This window comes from secondary endosymbiont of Heteropsylla cubana (assembly GCF_000287355.1).
GTDB lineage: Bacteria > Pseudomonadota > Gammaproteobacteria > Enterobacterales > Enterobacteriaceae.
Genome location: NC_018420.1, coordinates 1,009,833 through 1,029,603 on the forward strand (window position 1 = coordinate 1,009,833; position 19,771 = coordinate 1,029,603).

Consider the following 19,771-nt stretch of genomic DNA (forward strand, 5'->3'; position numbering starts at 1 on the left):
CTTTTTAGTTATAAGCTATTTAGTTTAAATATTGTCTAGAGTGTTAGATAACACAAGCTTTCTTTACCCGTAACCACTTATTACAGTAAGTGCTTGACGCATTGCGTGGAGAACAGACCAGTAATTTGAATGACCGAAAATAGCAGAACCAGAAACAAACATATCAGCACCAGCAGTAGCGATATCAGCGATATTATCAACTGTCACTCCTCCATCTACTCCAAGCCTAATATTTTTACCACTATTATTGATTCTTCGACGCGCCTGATTTAATTTTTTAAAGGTTGAATCTAGAAAAGACTGACCACCAAACCCAGGATTAACTGACATGATCAAAACGATATCAATTTTATCCATTACATAATCAAGATAATTTAGTTGAGTAGTAGGATTTAAGGCAAGCCCACTTTTACACCCAAGCTGCTTAATTAACTGAAGAGAACGATCAACGTGCTGTGTTGCTTCTGGATGAAATGTAATATATGATGCACCAGCATCAGCAAAACTCTTAATAAGAGCATCAACTGGTTTTACCATCAAGTGCACGTCAATAGGAACTGTGATACCATAATCGCGAAGTGCTTTTAAAATCATTGGTCCCATAGTTAGATTCGGAACATAATGATTGTCCATTACATCAAAATGCACTGTATCTGCCCCAGCAGCTATTACTTGCTTAGTATCTTCACCTAATTGAGCAAAATTTGCAGACAAGATAGAAGAGGATATTAAATAGTTAGTCATTTATTAATCCTTTATTTACAATGAGTCTATTATAATATATGGACCTTTTAATTTAAAGATGAAAAAATTAGTAACTCATTGATGTTGATTTTGAAAAAAAAGATTTTTACGAATACTTCAATATCCCATTATATGATGCAATATCGACTTGTGATACCATTGCAGAGTTAATACAGTATCGTAATTTACGATTAACACTGATATTCGATTTTCACGAACTAAAATACTGATAAAACTGGTTAAATTTTTTCTATTAAATTAAATTTTTAGAATGATACGTTATAAATTTTGCAGTATTTAAAAAATGAAACATAGGTTGAATCAACAGTATCATACTAAACTTGGTTCGGAATAAGATAACGTTTTTTGGTAATGCCTGAAAAAAATATTGCTTTCCCGGCCTTTTTTAAACATTTATAAATCTTCCACTTTAAAAAATAAATCTTTTTATGATCTCAAAAAAAAGAGCATTGAGTTTACTATTTAAATTATATCGACATAAATCATTATAAAAATGATGATTGAATTATAAAAAAAACGTTGCTCGACAATGCGTATATAAACGATCATTAAACCATTGTCCTAAAAAGTAATAAACTTCAGAAAATTAGAATTAGATAAAAATAAAGTTCGAACATCTCGTATAACATCAATAGGACTCTCTTTAATGACATTAAAAAGAATTAATTACATAGCTATTAACATCAGAAAAATATATTGCTTATAATTTGTATTGAAAAATACTGAATCGAACTCAACAAACGGTTCTATTTAAACAACCTCCTTCCAGAGATCACACAATATTTTCAATTAACAAATATTCACCATCGTTTAATTTTAAAAATGCACGGTTTTTAATACCTTACTACTTATCAAATTCTGAAAAATTAAAAATTATACTACGAGTATCATGGTAGCAGATAACTATTCATGTTATTGTTTCTTTGTAATCTAATTTATCTCACCTCTTAGAAAGAAGCGTTTTCTTTAAAAAAAGAAACTGAGTTTTTTAGAATATAAACCTATGATAAAATATTGATAAAATTAGTAAATTCTTATTATTGAATTTGTTTTTATAAAAAAATAAATTAAATAAAATATTCTTAATAATTTTATTTTAAATAAATTATTTTAATTCTTTTGATATTAATTAATATATTTTAAGCAAATTTGCGTTTATAACATATATAAAAATAAAGATTTAAAACAATAAGGTATATCTATAAAAATATTAACATATACAACTCTTGATTTATATAGTTGATTTTAGTATTGATTAAATTTAAATGATATTTTATCAAAAAAAATAATTTAACTAAAATTATACGCTTCATCTTAAAAGTTTAACTCTTTATCCTTTTATAGTCGAAAATATTCATAACCATTTCAATCACCTACAAACGGTAGATTTTATAGAAAATAATATATTTTATGTAACTTTTATCTTTAAAACTATATTAAACATTAGTATTCATCCTCTCTCTAGAGGAAATCACTTAAATAAAAAAATCCATTATTCTTTTTGCTTCTACGTTTATACGTTAATTGAACTATACTAGTTTACTTAGAAGTGCTATATTTATGACTTTTTATCCGATTGTTGAAAATTTTTAATCTTCATTAATTTATCAGATAAATATAAGAATATTGAATTTTTGGTTTTTTTAACTTTAAAGCTCAATTTTTAATAAAAATAATTTTATATTACTTTATAAAATAAATGTTTCTTCTAAAAATAAAGAAAAGAAAAATATTACAAAGTCGTAAGAAAATATATTTTATTATAAAACTTACATTGAGTTTTATCTAAATATTACAAAAATAATAATATTTTCTTTATCTAGTTTTAAATTAACAAAATAGAGGTAATCTATTAACCAATATCTTAAATAAGACACAGAAATTACATATTTTATATATAAAAAAATTAAATTTATTATTTTTTAAGTATTTCTTTGTATTACTTATCTATAATCTTACGATATAACGACTATTGCTGATAATATAGTAAGTTAATAAAATTAACTTTTATAATAAAATTAATACAACAATTTAATTATAACGATTGCATAATCAATAACTTGAAAAAAATTTTAATATAATAAAAATTATTGTACTACATAAATCTAACATTACCAATATATTGTTGTAAATAATAAGAATATATTAAAATTGTTTTTATATCGTTATTATAAGAAAAATTTTAAAATTCTAACATGATTAGTTGTTGACATAAATTAACAATGAAATTTCAGATTCTCTTTTAAAAATTGAATTTTATAAATTTATCGGATTTATCATCTACTAAGTAAATAAAAAAATTTAAGTACATTCTTAAGAGAAAAATAATATTTTATAAAAATTAAGGTAAAACAAGACATCTCATCTTCAGTTAAAAATGACATAAGTTTAAATGCATTTAAAACTTTTCTAATACCTTAATTGCTGTTATTGTAACAATGCTTCATACTTTTCATTTTCCTCTATAAGAGAATAACCTATCGTAATTTTTGCTTCTGATCGCAAACTTTCTAAAATTGCATTAAAAGATGCATGAATTATTTTCTTATTTAAATCTTCCATAAAATATTTTTTTTGATTTTCGTCTAATTTACGTAATATAACTTTATCTAATGCAACTATGACGTAATCTCCTTCAGAATTACGAGTAATACAGTAAGTACTTTTTCCATTAACCGGAATTGGTAAACTAAAAACCGCTTTTACTAATTGATTATCGTAATTAATGAAGTCGAATTGCTGACCTGCGCTAAAAGTAATTCCATTTGCTTTCAGCACTGTTTTTTCTTCAGAATTCTGGAGAGAAAGCAGTGTTTTTTCAGCTTTTAAACGCGCTTGAATAAGACTTTTTTCTCGCTTAACATCTTGCTCTACCTTTATACGTGCACGCTCCAAAGTCTGAAGACATTTAGGCCGATAATCAATAATACGAATAAAAAATGAAAGATTTTCGTTTATCGTAATAAATTCTGATGTAGCTCCAAGAATTGTTTTTTGAAAAATAAACTCTTTTACTTCGTCATAATCAAGTATGTCTGGAACATTATTATAACCAAACCAGTCGGTCTTGTTGATTTCAAGACTAGGAGAAATTTTTTTAAATATCAGTAGATCATTACCGTTACGACCTGTATCGTTGACTATTTTTTTTAATTCATTGTAAATATGAATAGCTTTCTCTTTTTTTACTCTTTCGACCACTTGGTTATATACCAACCTTAGTGGATAAATTGTCTCAGATTCCATATCATCTAAACGAATAATTAAAAAACCTACCGACGATTTAACTACACTCGACATTTGCCCTTTTTTACTTAAGGGAATCTGGTTAATCTCTTCATAATTGTGATTATCATGACTAATCCAACCAATATCTCCACCATTTTTCGAAGACACAAGATCAGTAGAATAAATTTTAGCTAAATCAGAAAAATTGGCACCTTGTTTCAGTTGTTTTAGACAAAGATAAGCATCGTTTTCATTATTAGTCTGAATAATACTATAGCGTTTACGCGAAGGTATGATAAATTGCTTATAATTTTCATCATACCAAACTTGAAGTTCGCGTTCATCAACAGTAATTTTTTTCTTTATCGATTTAAAATCGATGGGAATATAAATCACTTTAAAAGCTTCTGGTAAAAAATAGTTTTTTTTATTCGCATGATATTTTATTTCAATTTCATTATTGCTTACAGTTTGTTGCTCAGATAAAGAATCGACATGAAATGTCGCCAAACGCGCTTCTCGAATTTGTAATGGTATTGTTAGTAGTCTATTAATTTCTTCTGGCAACAAAAAGTTACTATTACTAATATTTTCTATCACTTGTTGTGTAAGTAGTTTTTTACGTATTAAATCAGCATATTGCTTCGGGGATAACCCAAGATTTTTTAATATCAATTGAAATTTACTATTATCAAACTTCCTTTCTGTAAGGAAAGATGGAATCTCGACAATAACCTTTTTTATTCTATCATCACTAATGGTCAATCTAAGCTTATCTGCATATTCTTCTAAAAGAATTTCATCAATCAAACATGTAAGTACTTTCTTTCGTATATCGCTTTCATTATCTCTTAAATGAAATAACCGAGCATTACTCAATTCTCTCTGATGGTGACATGTCTGCTGAACCGCTTGTTCTAATTGTGTGTAACTGATTTTCTTTCCATTTACCATAGCTGCATAATTGCAGTTATTATCTCTTAGATAATATCCAAATCCATTTAAAGTTAATGTAACAATAATAAATCCTAAAATAGTTTTTGTCATGATACAGTTAATAGCTACACGTAGCTTGTCCCTCATATTTCATAAACTCCAGTCTAATAGATAATGAAAGACTGCACTTTCATAAACATAAAGAAGATATTCTCTTACTGTACCTTAAAAATTAATATGTATTAAAATTAGATAATCAACTGCTCTTATTTTTTTCTAATTGTATTAATTTTATAAAATATTTAAGAAATGATTATAGAGTATTTTATCAAAAAAATAATTATTCGATAATAGTTGAATTTAATAAAATAAAATGTACCGCTTATATGAAATGGTTAATAACTACCCGATTATCAAATTTATCTTTATTTAAACCAAATGTTGTGGATATTTTTAAAGGAAATTGTCCTATTAAATCATTTCTAATGTTAATTTTATGACACTCACTAATAGTGAATTTTGAATCACTTAAACTTTAGATGCTCTCGCAATTCAAGCAATTGCTATAAAACCTGACTCCATCTTTTGCTAAACTGAAAGAAAAGAATTTTCTAGAAAAGTTATCTTTTTCAATGAAAATGGATTCAATTTGAAAAATTTAATTAAGATCAGCTTTTAAGGTTTCTACTCTTTAGAATTAGTGTCTATTAACATAACAATTACTTTTACTTATATCATAAATTTTATCATAGTATGAAAATTATACTTGACTTTTAACCACTAAACGGCGCATTAAGTAATACTTATAATATGTTTTTAATTTAAAAAAGCTTAGTTATAAGCATTATTAAACAATAAAGCTTCTATATAGTAAGTAATTGAATCAATTTAATACGCTTTTTAATATCTTATATATTATCTATAATCACATTATAGAAAAGATAGCCAACTATTAAGTTAGTCTACTTAAAGAAGTATGTTAATGAACAATTAAATAACAAAAACAACATTTTATAATAATTCTTAATCAAAAAAAAAGAATTATTTTAAAGTTTAATATTTTATAAAAATCGAAATATTGAAATATCATTAAAAAATGATCATCATCAAAGCAAATTTGCTGATTGTTAAAATAAAATAAAGATGCGCTATCTCTTTTTTTTAATGGTGATGAGGTCACAAATACTGTTAACTATTATAGCGTATAAACAAATTAACATCTATCTATAGAGCAATTCTTTGGATTTAACCACCTAATTTCATTAAGCGACTTAATCCTGATTAACATCATCCTTAAGATAATTGATTTTTCGTTAAGAACATTCTAGAATATATTTTAATTGCAAGTTATCTACTATTTTAAATCATAAAAATAATCCATAATAAAAGAATACTTAAATAATTGGATTTGTTAATAATGATAAATTAGATACCCCCCCCTTATATTTATGGAGAAAAATATTTCAACGCTCTAGCTATAAAATTGCCAATTAATACAAAAAAAATGCTATAAGTATATTTAAATTTAAACCCTAAAAAATAAAAAAAATTACATAAAATAGGTTGTTGATAGAAAAATATTTAATTATTTACACTATTAACAAATATTTTTTATGAAAAAATAAAAAACGCAGCTTTATTGTTATAAAGTATAGATACTATAACTTATAAGTATGTAACGTAAAATTAAAAAAATTGTCTTTGCTAACTTTATCTACTTATTTTTAGGTAAGGTAAAAAATTAACTAAATTAATTAAAATGTCAATAAAAGAATCTGTCAAAAATTTAAAAGAACATTTTAAAAAAAATATATCATTTAATAAATAAATGAAAAATTTTTAAATTTAAATATTTTAATCACAGTAAGTATGTTTATACTATAATAGATTCTTGATCTGTGAGACAGTAAATCGGCTATTTTTTTAGATAAACAAATTGGTTAAACCTTTTTCAAATATTTTTATAATTTACTACCACACATTTTATATAAATTTTTTTTAAAAATATGTGAAAAATTCTGAACGATATACTTGGCTCCCCTGACTGGACTCGAACCAGTGACATACGGATTAACAGTCCGCCGTTCTACCTAACTGAACTACAGAGGAATAAAAAGAGTTATGATATTAACCATATTATAGAAAATCGTCAACACATAAATTACAAAAATATATTAATGTAATATAATATTTAAATTTTAAACATACTATATAACTGCAAGTAATAAAATATTTAAATTAAAGACATTCTACTTATAAAAAAAACTTTTAATTACTATTAAGTTTTAATGATATACCTTAAAAAGTTGTTCTGTGTTAAATATGTGGCTCAGTAAAATCTCCAAACGACATGATCAACTGATTTAATTTATTAGATGTAAATCTAATGTACAAAATAACAATTTATTATTAAATAATGACTTCTTGTGTTGTGTGATTGCACAAATGCATTGATGCTACTAAGTTGTCCTATAAGTAGATAACTATCTTGTCATTTTGTGTGTAATTTGCTTAATTCACAATTCTTAAAAAGAAGATTCTAAAAAATTATTATCAACAACAATCTTTTAAACCTCTTAAAAATTAAAACCTCAATAAAAAGATAGTTTAATCTTCAGATAAACTCCACATAAATCGAATCTTCAAAAAAAACAACTTAATGAAATTTAAATAAAGTGATCTTTTTTTAGATTAGAATCATCATTAAAGATCAGTGTTTGATAATCAATATCTCAAATAGAATGACAACCTTTAATAAATTAATTTATCAGTAATCAAGCGGATGACATAAAACTATTGTGTATTCCTCGATATTTTTTAAATCATAATCACAATATTCATGAATATTATTCGAAACTAACAAACACTATTCTCGTGATAAAACAATCGAAAATGTTTTTTTGATAAACATTAACTTAACTTATAAAAAAATAATAGCTCTTCTTTATTAGAAAGAACTTTCAATTTTAACATCATCGCTTCCATTATATATATGTTATGTTAATAATACTCGTTTATATTAAAATATCTTTTTTTATGAAAAAAGCTTTAACTTACAGATCTTCTAATTATAGTAGATTTTCTATAAAATGAGTTAATTGAGAAAAACATAATAGTAATTAAATAGCCTAACAGTTTTTAGCTTTTAAAAAGCTACTCTTATCTCCTCGCTATCACTATACGTTTCATCATCACGATGACTAGTATCTAGCAATATCTTCATAAAATCATTATTAATCACAACTATTATTTTTATTACAGAATGTATTAACAATAATATTGTTCTAATTTTACAAAAATAAATTACCTAAGAACACTAACGACTACTGTGATGCGGAGGACGAATATCTAAATCTTTGCCTACATCTCCTTTTAGAGGTACAGGCGGAATTTTGTAATCATCATTCTCTTTTGGAAACGTTATATTTGGCAAGCTATTAAGCTTATAAAGTGGAGGGCTGTTTAAGTAAAATTCTTTTCCAGCTCTATGGAATTTGTCATTCAGGTGCATATTACAAGCAGAAAGCAATATAATAAATAAAATACTAACGAATTTTACTAGATGTAATTTTTTCATCAAACCAATCACTTAGTCTCCTAATAAAGTATAAATAATTAGAACCTATTAGATTCTAACTAAGAATATACCCCCATCGTGGTTATCGAAAGTGTTGTTAAACAACAATAGTGTTAATTATTATTAAATTTAATGTTTTACAAATGCATTACGCCATATAAAATTAGTTTTACATAGTATAGCTTAAATACAGCAAAATATTAATGTTTTTTTAAGATCATTCGCACGCGTATACTTATTTCGAGGTGTAAATAAAAAAATCTACACATTTTCTTTTATAATTATATTTTTATTGCATATGTCATACTTTTTCCTCTTAGAGCCATAAACTTTAATGCGTTTGCATCATAACAATTTAACATTAAAATTATTCTGAACCAATTCTGGTATTTGCTTGACACACTTTATGTTCTCTATAGTTTTTTTTAATATCGATAATATTCTTTATCTCTTCTAGTCGAACAACAAGTTAGGTTATGTTATAACATAACCGATACAATATGATATATCGTAGAATATTTTAGATAAATTGCTATTTTCGGGCAATATCCCAATAACCGTTTCTGAGTAGACTGATTAGTAGATTGACTAAAAGATGACCTAATTTTTAGAAATCATAAGATTCCGCTATTATGAGATCTTCGATTAAATGATATACTTGAAAAGTGGCATTTATACCAATACCCGCAATATTTTAAAATTAATCTATCAATTATACTTAAAATTTACATCACTATATTACTTCACTATTTTTTAATAAAAGTAATAATCTCATTAATTATTTTAAGAAACGACACTATCGCAACACCATTACCAGTATAATAATAAATTATTTTTTTTAGATTAATTAAGACCATAATCTGATTTTATCCATAGGAATAACAAATCTAACTATAATCACGTAAAAGAATAGACTTTTCTCTACAAAATACAAGGTATTATATTTTTCGCTATCTATAAAAATTAGGATTTTTTTTAAAAAAAACCTGATGAATTAAAATTTTAAATGGTTATATTATTTACAGTATCCTTCTTGAAATCATATGGAAAAATAAAATTGAAACACAAGTAAGTTAAGTTATAATTTTATAGAAAAATTTTATAGAAAATGAAAAAATACTGATGCAGTTAATAACTATTGACTTTTTTAGAAAAACACCTCCCATCATGCTAAGATTGTCATCTTCATTATAGTGATAAAATCGATCTAATTAAAAATATCCATCAAATAAAAAAAATAAAGCAATTATGTATTTTATACATCAATCGACCGGTTCTTAACCAAAAAAAAACTCGATCATAATTTCAGACGGGGAGTCAACGATTTTTCTTAGTAAGCCCAACTTAAATAACAGAGAAACTCTTGCTATCAGTGGTATCTTTGAGATAGTCTAGCTAGAAAATGTTCTATATGTGCAGTAATAGTTTTCTCATTCACTAATTCAATAGTAAATCTTATCTTTTTTAAGACTGGAATAATCTATTCTAGATATTATTTATTTCTAAAATACTTACGTTGTTTCAAAAAAAAATATTTTTTAATTGAAAAGAAGCGTTTTGTATATAATCTTAAACATATTTATATTTTATCTTGTTGAGAGGAAGATCTAATTTCTTTTGTTCGATGTATTATCTAAGAACAGAGTCTTTAAATAAACCATTTATAACTATAGTTGTATTATTTAAACATCAACTACTTAAGCTTCAATATTACCGAGAAGGTCTCTTTTAATATTCATTAAAATGAAAAAAGTATTTAAATGTCAAGATTTGCAGCTTTTAATGCATTTTCTACGATAAACATACGACGCGGCTCTACTGCATCTCCCATCAGTGTAGTAAATAGTTGATCAGCTGCAATAGCATCTTTTACAGTTACACGTAACATATGACGACTATTGGGGTCCATAGTAGTTTTCCACAGTTGTTCTGGATTCATTTCACCGAGACCCTTATATCGTTGAATAGTAAGGCCATGACGCGATTCTTTTTCTAACCATTCTATTGCTTGCTCAAAATTAGCGATTATATGACGAGAACCATACCGTTCAATATAAGCATTTACTTTAATAAAGTTAATTAACTTTTTTCCCAATCTTGTTAACTTGCAATATTCTTGTTTATGAAAAAAACTATAATCTAATAAATAATCTGTATGAATACCGTGCGCAAGAACTGTCAGTATCGGCTCAAAAATTTGATATTGACTATTTTTATTTACTTTATAGGTATAATTATTTCCTTGCTTTTCATTACGATTTAGTAACGTTACCAGAGAAGCTATCCAAGTTCTAACCTCCTCTTCCTGACTAAGCTGACTCTTAGTTAAAATTGGGTGGTAAATTAACTGGTTAAGGAGAGATGCAGGAAAACGAAGATTCATGCAACTTATCATCTTTTGTATTGAATAATACTCAGTCAACAGATTTTCGAAGAGCTTTCCAGATAACGCAGGAGTATGTTTGTTAAGGTAAAGTGTAGCCCCTTCTGTTGCTACCTTGATCTGATATTGCTCCATAGCCTCATCGTTTTTTATATATTGCTCCTGTGTACCCTTCTTAACTTTATAAAGTGGTGGTTGAGCAATAAACACATGTCCACGTTCAACAATTTCAGGCATTTGACGATAAAAAAAAGTTAAGAGAAGAGTACGTATATGCGCACCATCGATATCAGCATCTGTCATAATAATAATATTATGATATCGAAGCTTATCTGGGTTATATTCTTGACTCCCAATACCACAACCGAGAGCTGTAATTAACGTAGCGAGTTCTTGAGAAGCAAGCATTCTGTCAAAACGTGCTTTTTCAACATTAAGAATTTTTCCTTTTAATGGCAATATTGCCTGATTTTTACGATTACGACCTTGCTTAGCTGAACCTCCAGCGGAATCGCCTTCTACCAAATAAAGCTCCGATCTCGTGGGATCGCGTTCCTGACAATCTGCTAGTTTACCGGGTAAACCAGCTAAGTCTAACGCTCCTTTACGACGCGTAATTTCACGAGCTTTGCGAGCAGCTTCACGTACTCTGGCGGCATTGATGATTTTACCTACTACGATTTTAGCATCATTAGGATTTTCTAGAAGAAATTCTAGTAGTCTTTCATTCATCATCGACTCTACTACCGATTTAACTTCAGAAGAAACCAATTTATCTTTCGTTTGAGATGAAAACTTCGGATCGGAGAGTTTAACAGAAACAACGGCTATCAGTCCTTCCCGTGCATCATCTCCGGTTGTGCTAACCTTAGCTTTCTTACTATACCCTTCTTTATCCATATAGGAATTCATCGTACGAGTCATAGCAGCACGAAAACCAGCTAAATGAGAGCCACCATCGCGTTGAGGGATATTATTTGTAAAACAGTAAATATTTTCCTGAAAACCGTCGTTCCATTGTAAAGCAACTTCTACACTCACAGGTGCATCTGAAGAAAAAAAATAAAAAATATTTGGATGAATCGGTTTTTTGTTGATATTTAAATACTCTACAAAAGCCTTTATTCCACCTTTATATTGAAAATGATCTTCTTTATCATATCGTCTATCATATAGACGGATAGACACCCCAGAGTTTAAGAAAGATAGTTCACGTAAACGTTTTGCTAAAATTTCATATTGAAATTCAATGTTATTAGTAAAGATAGCATAGCTTGGCCAAAAACGCAGAGTAGTGCCAACTTGGTCAGTTTTTCCGACAACTGTTAGCGGTGATTGTGGAACACCAAAATGATAAGTTTGTTGATGTATTTTACCTTCACGCTTTATTACAAGATCAAGTTTTTCTGATAAGGCATTTACCACTGATACCCCAACACCATGCAACCCTCCAGAGACTTTATACGAGTTGTCATCAAACTTCCCTCCTGCATGTAGTACAGTCATGATAACTTCAGCCGCAGATATACCTTCTTCCTCATGAATCCCGGTCGGAATTCCTCGACCATCGTCTTTAACAGAAACAGAATTATCTTTATGTATCTGTACCACGATCTCTTTACAGTAACCAACGAGAGCTTCATCAATTGCATTATCTACAATCTCAAAAACCATATGATGAAGACCAGTTCCATCATCAGTATCGCCAATATACATCCCTGGACGTTTACGTACTGCATCTAGCCCCTTAAGTACTTTGATGCTTGAAGAGTTATAAGAACTTGACATCACGACTTCCTGCCAATATTTGTATTCATATTAGCAGTTAATTCTGCGTTTTTCGACATTGAATCTTGCCTTATATTAAAATCACAATATGAAAATATAGCTTTTATAATCTATCCTAATAAATTAATTACTAGGATAGATATTTCAAAACTCTATATTTTTAACTCTGAAGAATATATTTTCCTAAATGATTAGGTTACATGGATTTCTTTTCTCTAAAAGTTTTAGATTATGCGTAATTTTTTAATATAAATACTACGCTCATTTAAAAAAAAATATATTTTTCATAAAGTTACAAAAAAAATAGAAAAATAAATTGTTCTACTTAAATGCCTGAATCTTAAAAAATATTAGGTCTTAAAAATATACTCATGAAGTATGTACTTGCATTCAATAAAAAAAACAAGGTAGCAGACCTAAAAATATTATGTGTATGCTTCACTATTTAAATATAGGTATCAATCTAAATGACAAAACCAATGAAACACATAATTATACGCTTCTCTCGTTAATTTAATAAAGACAGTCATTTTCTTGTTAAAACAATAGAAACTTAAATTCATTAGCTAAAAATGATAGTAGCTACACAAAATATTATTATAAATTCATAGACAATGACATGTAGTGAACACTATATTTATATTTACACATAATCATACTGAGCTTGTTCTGTAGTAATTTATGTTTTCTGTTTTAGATTATAATTCTTTGTAAAATAATCACTTTCCAGTAATTCAAATATCTAATAAAAACTATGTCCTAAGAGCAAAATAAGTAATGGATTTTAAATTTCCGATAACCGCATGAAGCAATGTTGATAAAATAAATCACGTATATTAACCAACTTTCTGAGATTAATCTAATAATTAATAATTAAATTATTAAACAAAAAAATATGATCTATTAATCTCAACAAAACAGGGAAGATAATATCTAGAGCTAGAATACAATAGAAAATTTTAATTAAATCTACTTAATAATTTTAGTAGAGTTAATCACATCAACTCATAAACACCCTGCTTTAATTAATGAGTTTTTATTTATGATAAAATACTAGTGATTCTTAATTAAGAAAAGATGCTTAATAATTATTTTTATCAACCTTGAGTTCTTAAATTTCTTTAGAAGCCCAATTAAGTTTATTTATCAATAATCATTGAAGGAATTCGAAATAACTATCAGCATAATAAATGTTTTTGAATGGTTAAATTGTTTTTAATATATCTAAGTTTGGTGCTATTTATTAATATAATAACAACTAAAATAAGCAGCGTAAAAAAATAATTACCTAAACACTTCATGCTAGTTAGAAACTGCATGTTAACTTGCGTTAACACTATATAATTATGACTGAATTGTTGGTAAAATCTTTTTCGCTTTGTTTCATTTAGTTAATAACTATAACAACAATATTATCTAATTATATAAATCTCTGTTTTAATTTTTTTTAAAATCTTTTTTTTCTGTCTCAATCAAAAAAAATAAGTAGCTTAATTAAGCTTTATCAAAAAAAAACAATAAAATCTACATGTTATCTGTAAATTGTAGAGGAAAATATATACCGAAACTTTATTTGCATATGTTGTAAGAAATTATAAATAAAGATTAATTTAACTTCTTAAAGTTTATTAATTAATAACCATCTTGTCAAGATATATTGTTATACATCAACTTTTTAGCATTTAAATGTATAAAATATATCTATATAGCTTTAAAACTCTTACTCAAGAAATAATTATTGAAATAGAAACAACATTATGAAAAAATAACTAAAGCATTAGTACATACTTTAAATTTAACCTTCAAATTACTGTGAAAATGTAAAATTATTTGACGTTAAATTATAAATAAAAATACTTATATTAAAACACTTGTAATCTTTGAAATGATCAAATGAAAAAACGATTTCGTTGGAATTTAAAATTGAAATATCCAATAAATTAAATAATACATCCAAGTTAAATGTAGTATATTGTATCTAATTATTATCATTATGATAATTTTAATAAAAATATGCAGATAATAAATCTAATTATGGTGTTAATTAATTTGCAAGTTATAAGTGATTACTCTCTATCTTCATATTAAAATGTATTTTTAATGCATTGCAATCTATATAACTTTATCTCCACTAAAATGAAAACATAATTTCTACCTAATTCAGAAAAACACGAATGAACGGATAAAACAAGCTATTTAATTAATATGATAAACGAAATGATAAACGAATATAATTAGTTATATATTTTTCCATTCAGTTGTTATTTAATTAAGTTATAAACATATTAGTTTTTAGAGATTGAAAAAATTTACAATAATTATAAGCTCCTTAAATGATCGTTTATTAAATAACTTAACTATAAAATTTTTAGTCAACAATAAAGATGTAAATATCAAACAAAAGAAATACAACACTGTTTAAACAGTACCTGCTTAAAGCATTATTATACTAATTTTGTGAAATTAAGTTAAATATATTTTAATATTTATGAGGTTTTTATTGTATGAAAACTGTAGGTATTTTTTTTGGTAGTGATACGGGAAATACTGAAAATATTGCTCAAATAATTCGAAAACAACTTGGTTATGAAAACACTGATATTTTTGATATAGCTAAAAGTACTGAAGAAGACTTAGAACGCTACGATTCTCTTCTGTTCGGAATCCCAACTTGGTATTATGGAGAAGCCCAGTGTGATTGGGACGAGTTTTTTCCTACTTTAGAAAAGATGGATTTTAAAGGAAAGATTGTTGGACTATTTGGTTGTGGAGATCAAGAAGATTACGCAGAATATTTTTGTGATGCATTGGGGATTCTATGGAAAATAATTGAACCCAAGGGTGCTAAAATGGTAGGTTATTGGCCAACAACCGGCTATCATTTCGAGGAGTCTAAAGGACTTTTTGATAACCATCATTTTGTTGGTCTGGCTATTGATGAAGATCGTCAACCAGAACTAACAACAGATCGTATTACTAACTGGGTTAAAAAAATTAAACTAGAGATGAATCTTACTTAAAGCATTGACGAGCTATCATCGTTATTTACACATAAGATATTTTTTCGATTTATTTTTACTGTCATCATGCAACGTCAAAACAAATAACTCTTAAACTGTTTATATATAAAATATTTTTAGATAAAATATATTTTTATTTGTCGGTATAATAATAAATTAATATTCTTTGTTTTTTTAGTACACTTAACAAACTAAAAATCAGTTATAAAAATCATTATGCAATAAGTAAGTAGTTAATAACTATATCATCTTTATGATCATCGATCTCATCATAAAGCAATTGCTTTAAACAATTTCTGATTTATTAAATCAAGTACGGTATTAATGAAAATTAAAAAATTATAGAAAAAACACAAAATCACTAGCACTCTCCTAGTGCAGAGTATATAATATAAACTAGATCTAAGTGCAAAAAAAAAGCTTTTTATAAGTAGAGTTTGTTTTCCTTCATTAATTTTGTTTTTAGCAAGAGTAATTAAATATAACAAATTATGTTAATTTATCTATAATATTAAAAGAAATTTAATAAAAATTAATTTTCTAAATGCTAAATAAGACAAATCCAAGTTTACAAATAAAGTTAGTTAAAGTTAATAAACAGACTCGCTTGTCGTTATAAATTAACGAATCAAAAAAATGCAATTATTAAATAGTAAGATAACATCCAACAATTATAGTTGATTAGAAAAGACACTTAAAGTTAACCTTTAATCAACATGTAATACTTAAAACAGTATAAATATAAATTCACATAAACATCTCAATCTAACTAGCTATAATTGTCTTACCTGTTTATAGTTTATAAAAATTAATATTCTAATAAATTTTTTTTATTTGGAATCATTAAAATACTTTTATATTCTTTTAACTCCAAAATAGTTATGCTTTTTCTAACAGAAAATTCGATAAAGAAGGTGTTTTATAAATACAGTGCAATTTTAATATTGTACAGACATAAGAATCTATCTATTTTAAATTGTTAGTGTTTCTTTTAAGTTATTTAATAGCATCAAATTGCTTCATGCCTATTTTTTATATATTGTCGATCGGAATCATTATAATCAAATAATTAGTTCCAATTAATTAATAATTGAGTTAAAGAATTTTATATTTTCGACTTTGGTAGTAAATCAAAGCATGAATACATACAAAAAAAAGATGAATTGTCTTTAAATTTTTCACTATTCCTTCATTTAGCTTGAATTAAGAGCATGATGATATTAAGATAATATCTTATTTAAATGCTGTTTTCAGTAATTAAGAAAAAATTTTTGAAATGGATATTAAATCGAGTTTAAGAAATAGTATTTTAGACACATTGTCTCATCATAAACATAGCTTAATAAGAGTCATTTTTATACAACTCTTTAAAAAAGGTAGCTCATTAACCATTTATTTCTCACCATAATCCTACCGTTAATAACGAAATCTGAACAATAACACAAACATTAAATCAACTAAACATAACCTAACTAATTAACTTGTGCAGTAAAAAATACGATCAATATTTTTAACCGTTTAAACCATCATCCTATCATTAAAAAAAATCTATAAAAGTGGTTCACTAGAAAGAAGTAATCTTGAAAATAATATAAATCCAATTAAAAACATTAGCCTTATTGTCTCATGAATGCACATAAATACTTTCCATTGTTCATTGTTTAATTTCTGTGATTCTCTCTTAAAGTTCTCAATTAAAACTATAATAGAAACCTTAAAAATAGAAAACTCCGATTTTCTGCCATCGATTATTTTCAGGAGTTTAAGCTCTATCAGTCAAAGATATAAGCTTATTCATAAATAACGATATTATCTTCTTACTAAATGGAGAGAAGATAGTATCTTTAACTTTATTTTAATCCATGTTAATTTTTTTTGTAAAAATTCAGTATTATAAACTCACCACTATAAGTTTATTTATTTAATCAACATACTCGATTAAAAAAACTCAAAAAAACTAATAGTTCTCTTTTTTTTCAACTAATCTTCCAGATGACGTTAACTTTGTTATTCAGTAATCATTATTTACCTAGCACATTATCCGAATCCATAAAAATACGACTTTTAGCATCGCGAATGTTCGTTCAGCAATATTATAGATACAAATAGTCCCTATTTAGATTACTTTTTTTTTGTAGATAACAGAGTTTATCTTTATCCAAAATAAACATTTACTACTAACATTTCATAGATGTTAATTGCTAATTAATATCGATATCTCAACATAGTTTATAGTATCTTGGCTTCATCTTAATTATAATGTCAAAATTTAAGATATCATAATGTGCATTAAAACTTTTAGTCAAATCTAAACTCAGTAAATAGTCATTAGAAAAAACAATTTCTTCGAATCTTTATTCGATAGCAAATTTAAGACTATTAAAAATAAAACAGATTTATTTAACTTTATCAATGATATAAAAAAATAATTTAAGCATCTTTATCTTTACTACGTTATTCCATGATACTAGATCTGCTTTTTCGATTTTTTAGTTCAATTAGCACATTTGTCTTTTTAGTTTGAAAACAGAATAACATAAAGCAAATAAAACACTTTACTAACAATCAACAATATTTAAAATCACGAGAATGATTTTTGTTAAAAAAAGCTAAATCAAGATTAAACCAACGAAGATAAAATCGCCTAAACTGACTAATAACCCAATTGTTTATTATCTTGTGTTGATTTAGATCATTTATTTTAATTTTGAGAAATGCGCATAAAGTATGCTAATAAACATCAATCTCAATACTAAAAAGTTTAAACAATAATAATAAAAAAATTACATGAGACTTTATATTAGTATAAATATAATTATATTTCAATGATACCGGCATTCTACCAAAATACTATCCACGCTATAGAAAAAAATTTTAAAAAATTTAGCGTTTTAACTCTAAAAGAATAAAAACCAATGATTTTTGATTGTATGTTATTCGGAAACATATTATTTAAGTAATAAAATTTTAAATATGCGTTATTTGTAAGAAAAAAGCAGTGTATATCCTATAACACTTTTAGTAAACCTCTTTACTCATACTGAAAAGTTTAGTCACAGTATGGAAAGCATCATTATTATTTTTCTTATTTGTTTCGATGACACCACTGTCATCTGGACACAATTCTTGTATTTTCTTTACATTTAATCCTGTTAAGGATTAGATGTAAATAGATGTAATATAAAATATTATTTTTTTTCTTTATATACACAAGCTTCAATAAATATATTAAAAAACTACAAAAACAAGAGCAGAATTAAATTTTAATCTTTAATAAAAAATATCCTTTCTACAAAAAAATTAATCATTCTAATTCATTATCTTTTATATAAATCTGTAATATAGTTTTCTGAGTCATGTATACTTCAGAATTGGCTATCTAAAGGATATAAAATATTTATTTAATAAATAAATTTTTAAAAAGTAGATTTGTAGAACAATATTCTTAAAATATTTAAGATCTCATAAGTTATGAGATAATGATGTTTTTGAATATTATAGCAATAATTTTTGTTTAAATGCATGTCTAGATAATTTCATCTTCGAACAATAATTTATTAAAAAAATCACCGAATATGAGTGTTGTAGAACATAGACCTATTATTTTCAGAATTTAAAATTTCACTTAGAATTATCACACCTGCTATTTTGTTACAATAAGCTTATTTATTCTTTTTCAAACCTTTAGTTAGGCATTTATCTTAAATTGATAAAAACATCAATCTAAAAAAAATAAAAATTTATCCATTAGATTTTTTTTCTAAACAAACAATTTTTTTTAAAATTAAACATTTAAATTAAAATAATAAACTAATGAAAAAGTTATAAACAATCAACTTAACTTCTTCACACTGTACTAGCATAATACAGACTGCAGTCATGTAAGTTGATAAATCTCTATTACTACAATAATAATTGAAAATATTTGTAAAATATGACTTAGTCAATGTCATGTATTTCATGATAGATTTTTTAAATATGCTACCTTAAAATTCAAACAACGCTCTATCCATCAAAAAAACCCGAATCGGAAGGTTAAACAAAAAAACTTATTGCGCAAATAAATTATATTTA

5 protein-coding genes and 1 tRNA gene are annotated in these 19,771 nt (G+C 25.7%); 1 reads left to right on the forward strand and 5 read right to left on the reverse strand.

Annotated elements, in window-relative coordinates; all coding sequences use genetic code 11:
• Positions 1 to 63 precede the first annotated feature (63 nt).
• The 5 genes from rpe to gyrB form a co-directional block, all read right to left on the reverse strand.
• Complete coding sequence (gene rpe / locus A35E_RS02675; RefSeq protein ID WP_014889148.1) at positions 64 to 744, reverse strand: ribulose-phosphate 3-epimerase; 681 nt, start codon at positions 742 to 744, stop codon at positions 64 to 66.
• Between the two features lie 2,448 nt (positions 745 to 3,192).
• Positions 3,193 to 5,076, reverse strand: coding sequence for a peptidylprolyl isomerase (gene ppiD / locus A35E_RS02680; RefSeq protein ID WP_014889149.1), 1,884 nt, complete (start codon positions 5,074 to 5,076; stop codon positions 3,193 to 3,195).
• Between the two features lie 1,885 nt (positions 5,077 to 6,961).
• Positions 6,962 to 7,038, reverse strand: a tRNA-Asn gene (locus tag A35E_RS02685).
• 1,207 nt (positions 7,039 to 8,245) lie between these two features.
• Positions 8,246 to 8,518: an outer membrane protein assembly factor BamC gene (bamC, locus tag A35E_RS03280; protein WP_014889150.1), complete on the reverse strand. Its 273-nt coding sequence runs from the start codon at positions 8,516 to 8,518 to the stop codon at positions 8,246 to 8,248.
• Positions 8,519 to 10,262: 1,744 nt separating this feature from the next.
• Positions 10,263 to 12,677, reverse strand: coding sequence for a DNA topoisomerase (ATP-hydrolyzing) subunit B (gene gyrB, locus A35E_RS02695; RefSeq protein ID WP_014889151.1), 2,415 nt, complete (start codon positions 12,675 to 12,677; stop codon positions 10,263 to 10,265).
• Between the two features lie 2,504 nt (positions 12,678 to 15,181).
• Between gyrB and fldA the strand changes: the two genes are divergently transcribed.
• Complete coding sequence (gene fldA / locus A35E_RS02700; RefSeq protein ID WP_014889152.1) at positions 15,182 to 15,697, forward strand: flavodoxin FldA; 516 nt, start codon at positions 15,182 to 15,184, stop codon at positions 15,695 to 15,697.
• Positions 15,698 to 19,771 lie beyond the last annotated feature (4,074 nt).

Excerpts from the sequence above, each read along its gene's own strand:
- fldA (WP_014889152.1), top strand. The coding sequence starts at position 15,182 with ATGAAAACTGTAGGTATTTTTTTTGGTAGTGATACGGGAAATACTGAA.
- gyrB (WP_014889151.1), bottom strand. The coding sequence starts at position 12,677 with ATGTCAAGTTCTTATAACTCTTCAAGCATCAAAGTACTTAAGGGGCTA.
- ppiD (WP_014889149.1), bottom strand. The coding sequence starts at position 5,076 with ATGAGGGACAAGCTACGTGTAGCTATTAACTGTATCATGACAAAAACT.
- rpe (WP_014889148.1), bottom strand. The coding sequence starts at position 744 with ATGACTAACTATTTAATATCCTCTTCTATCTTGTCTGCAAATTTTGCT.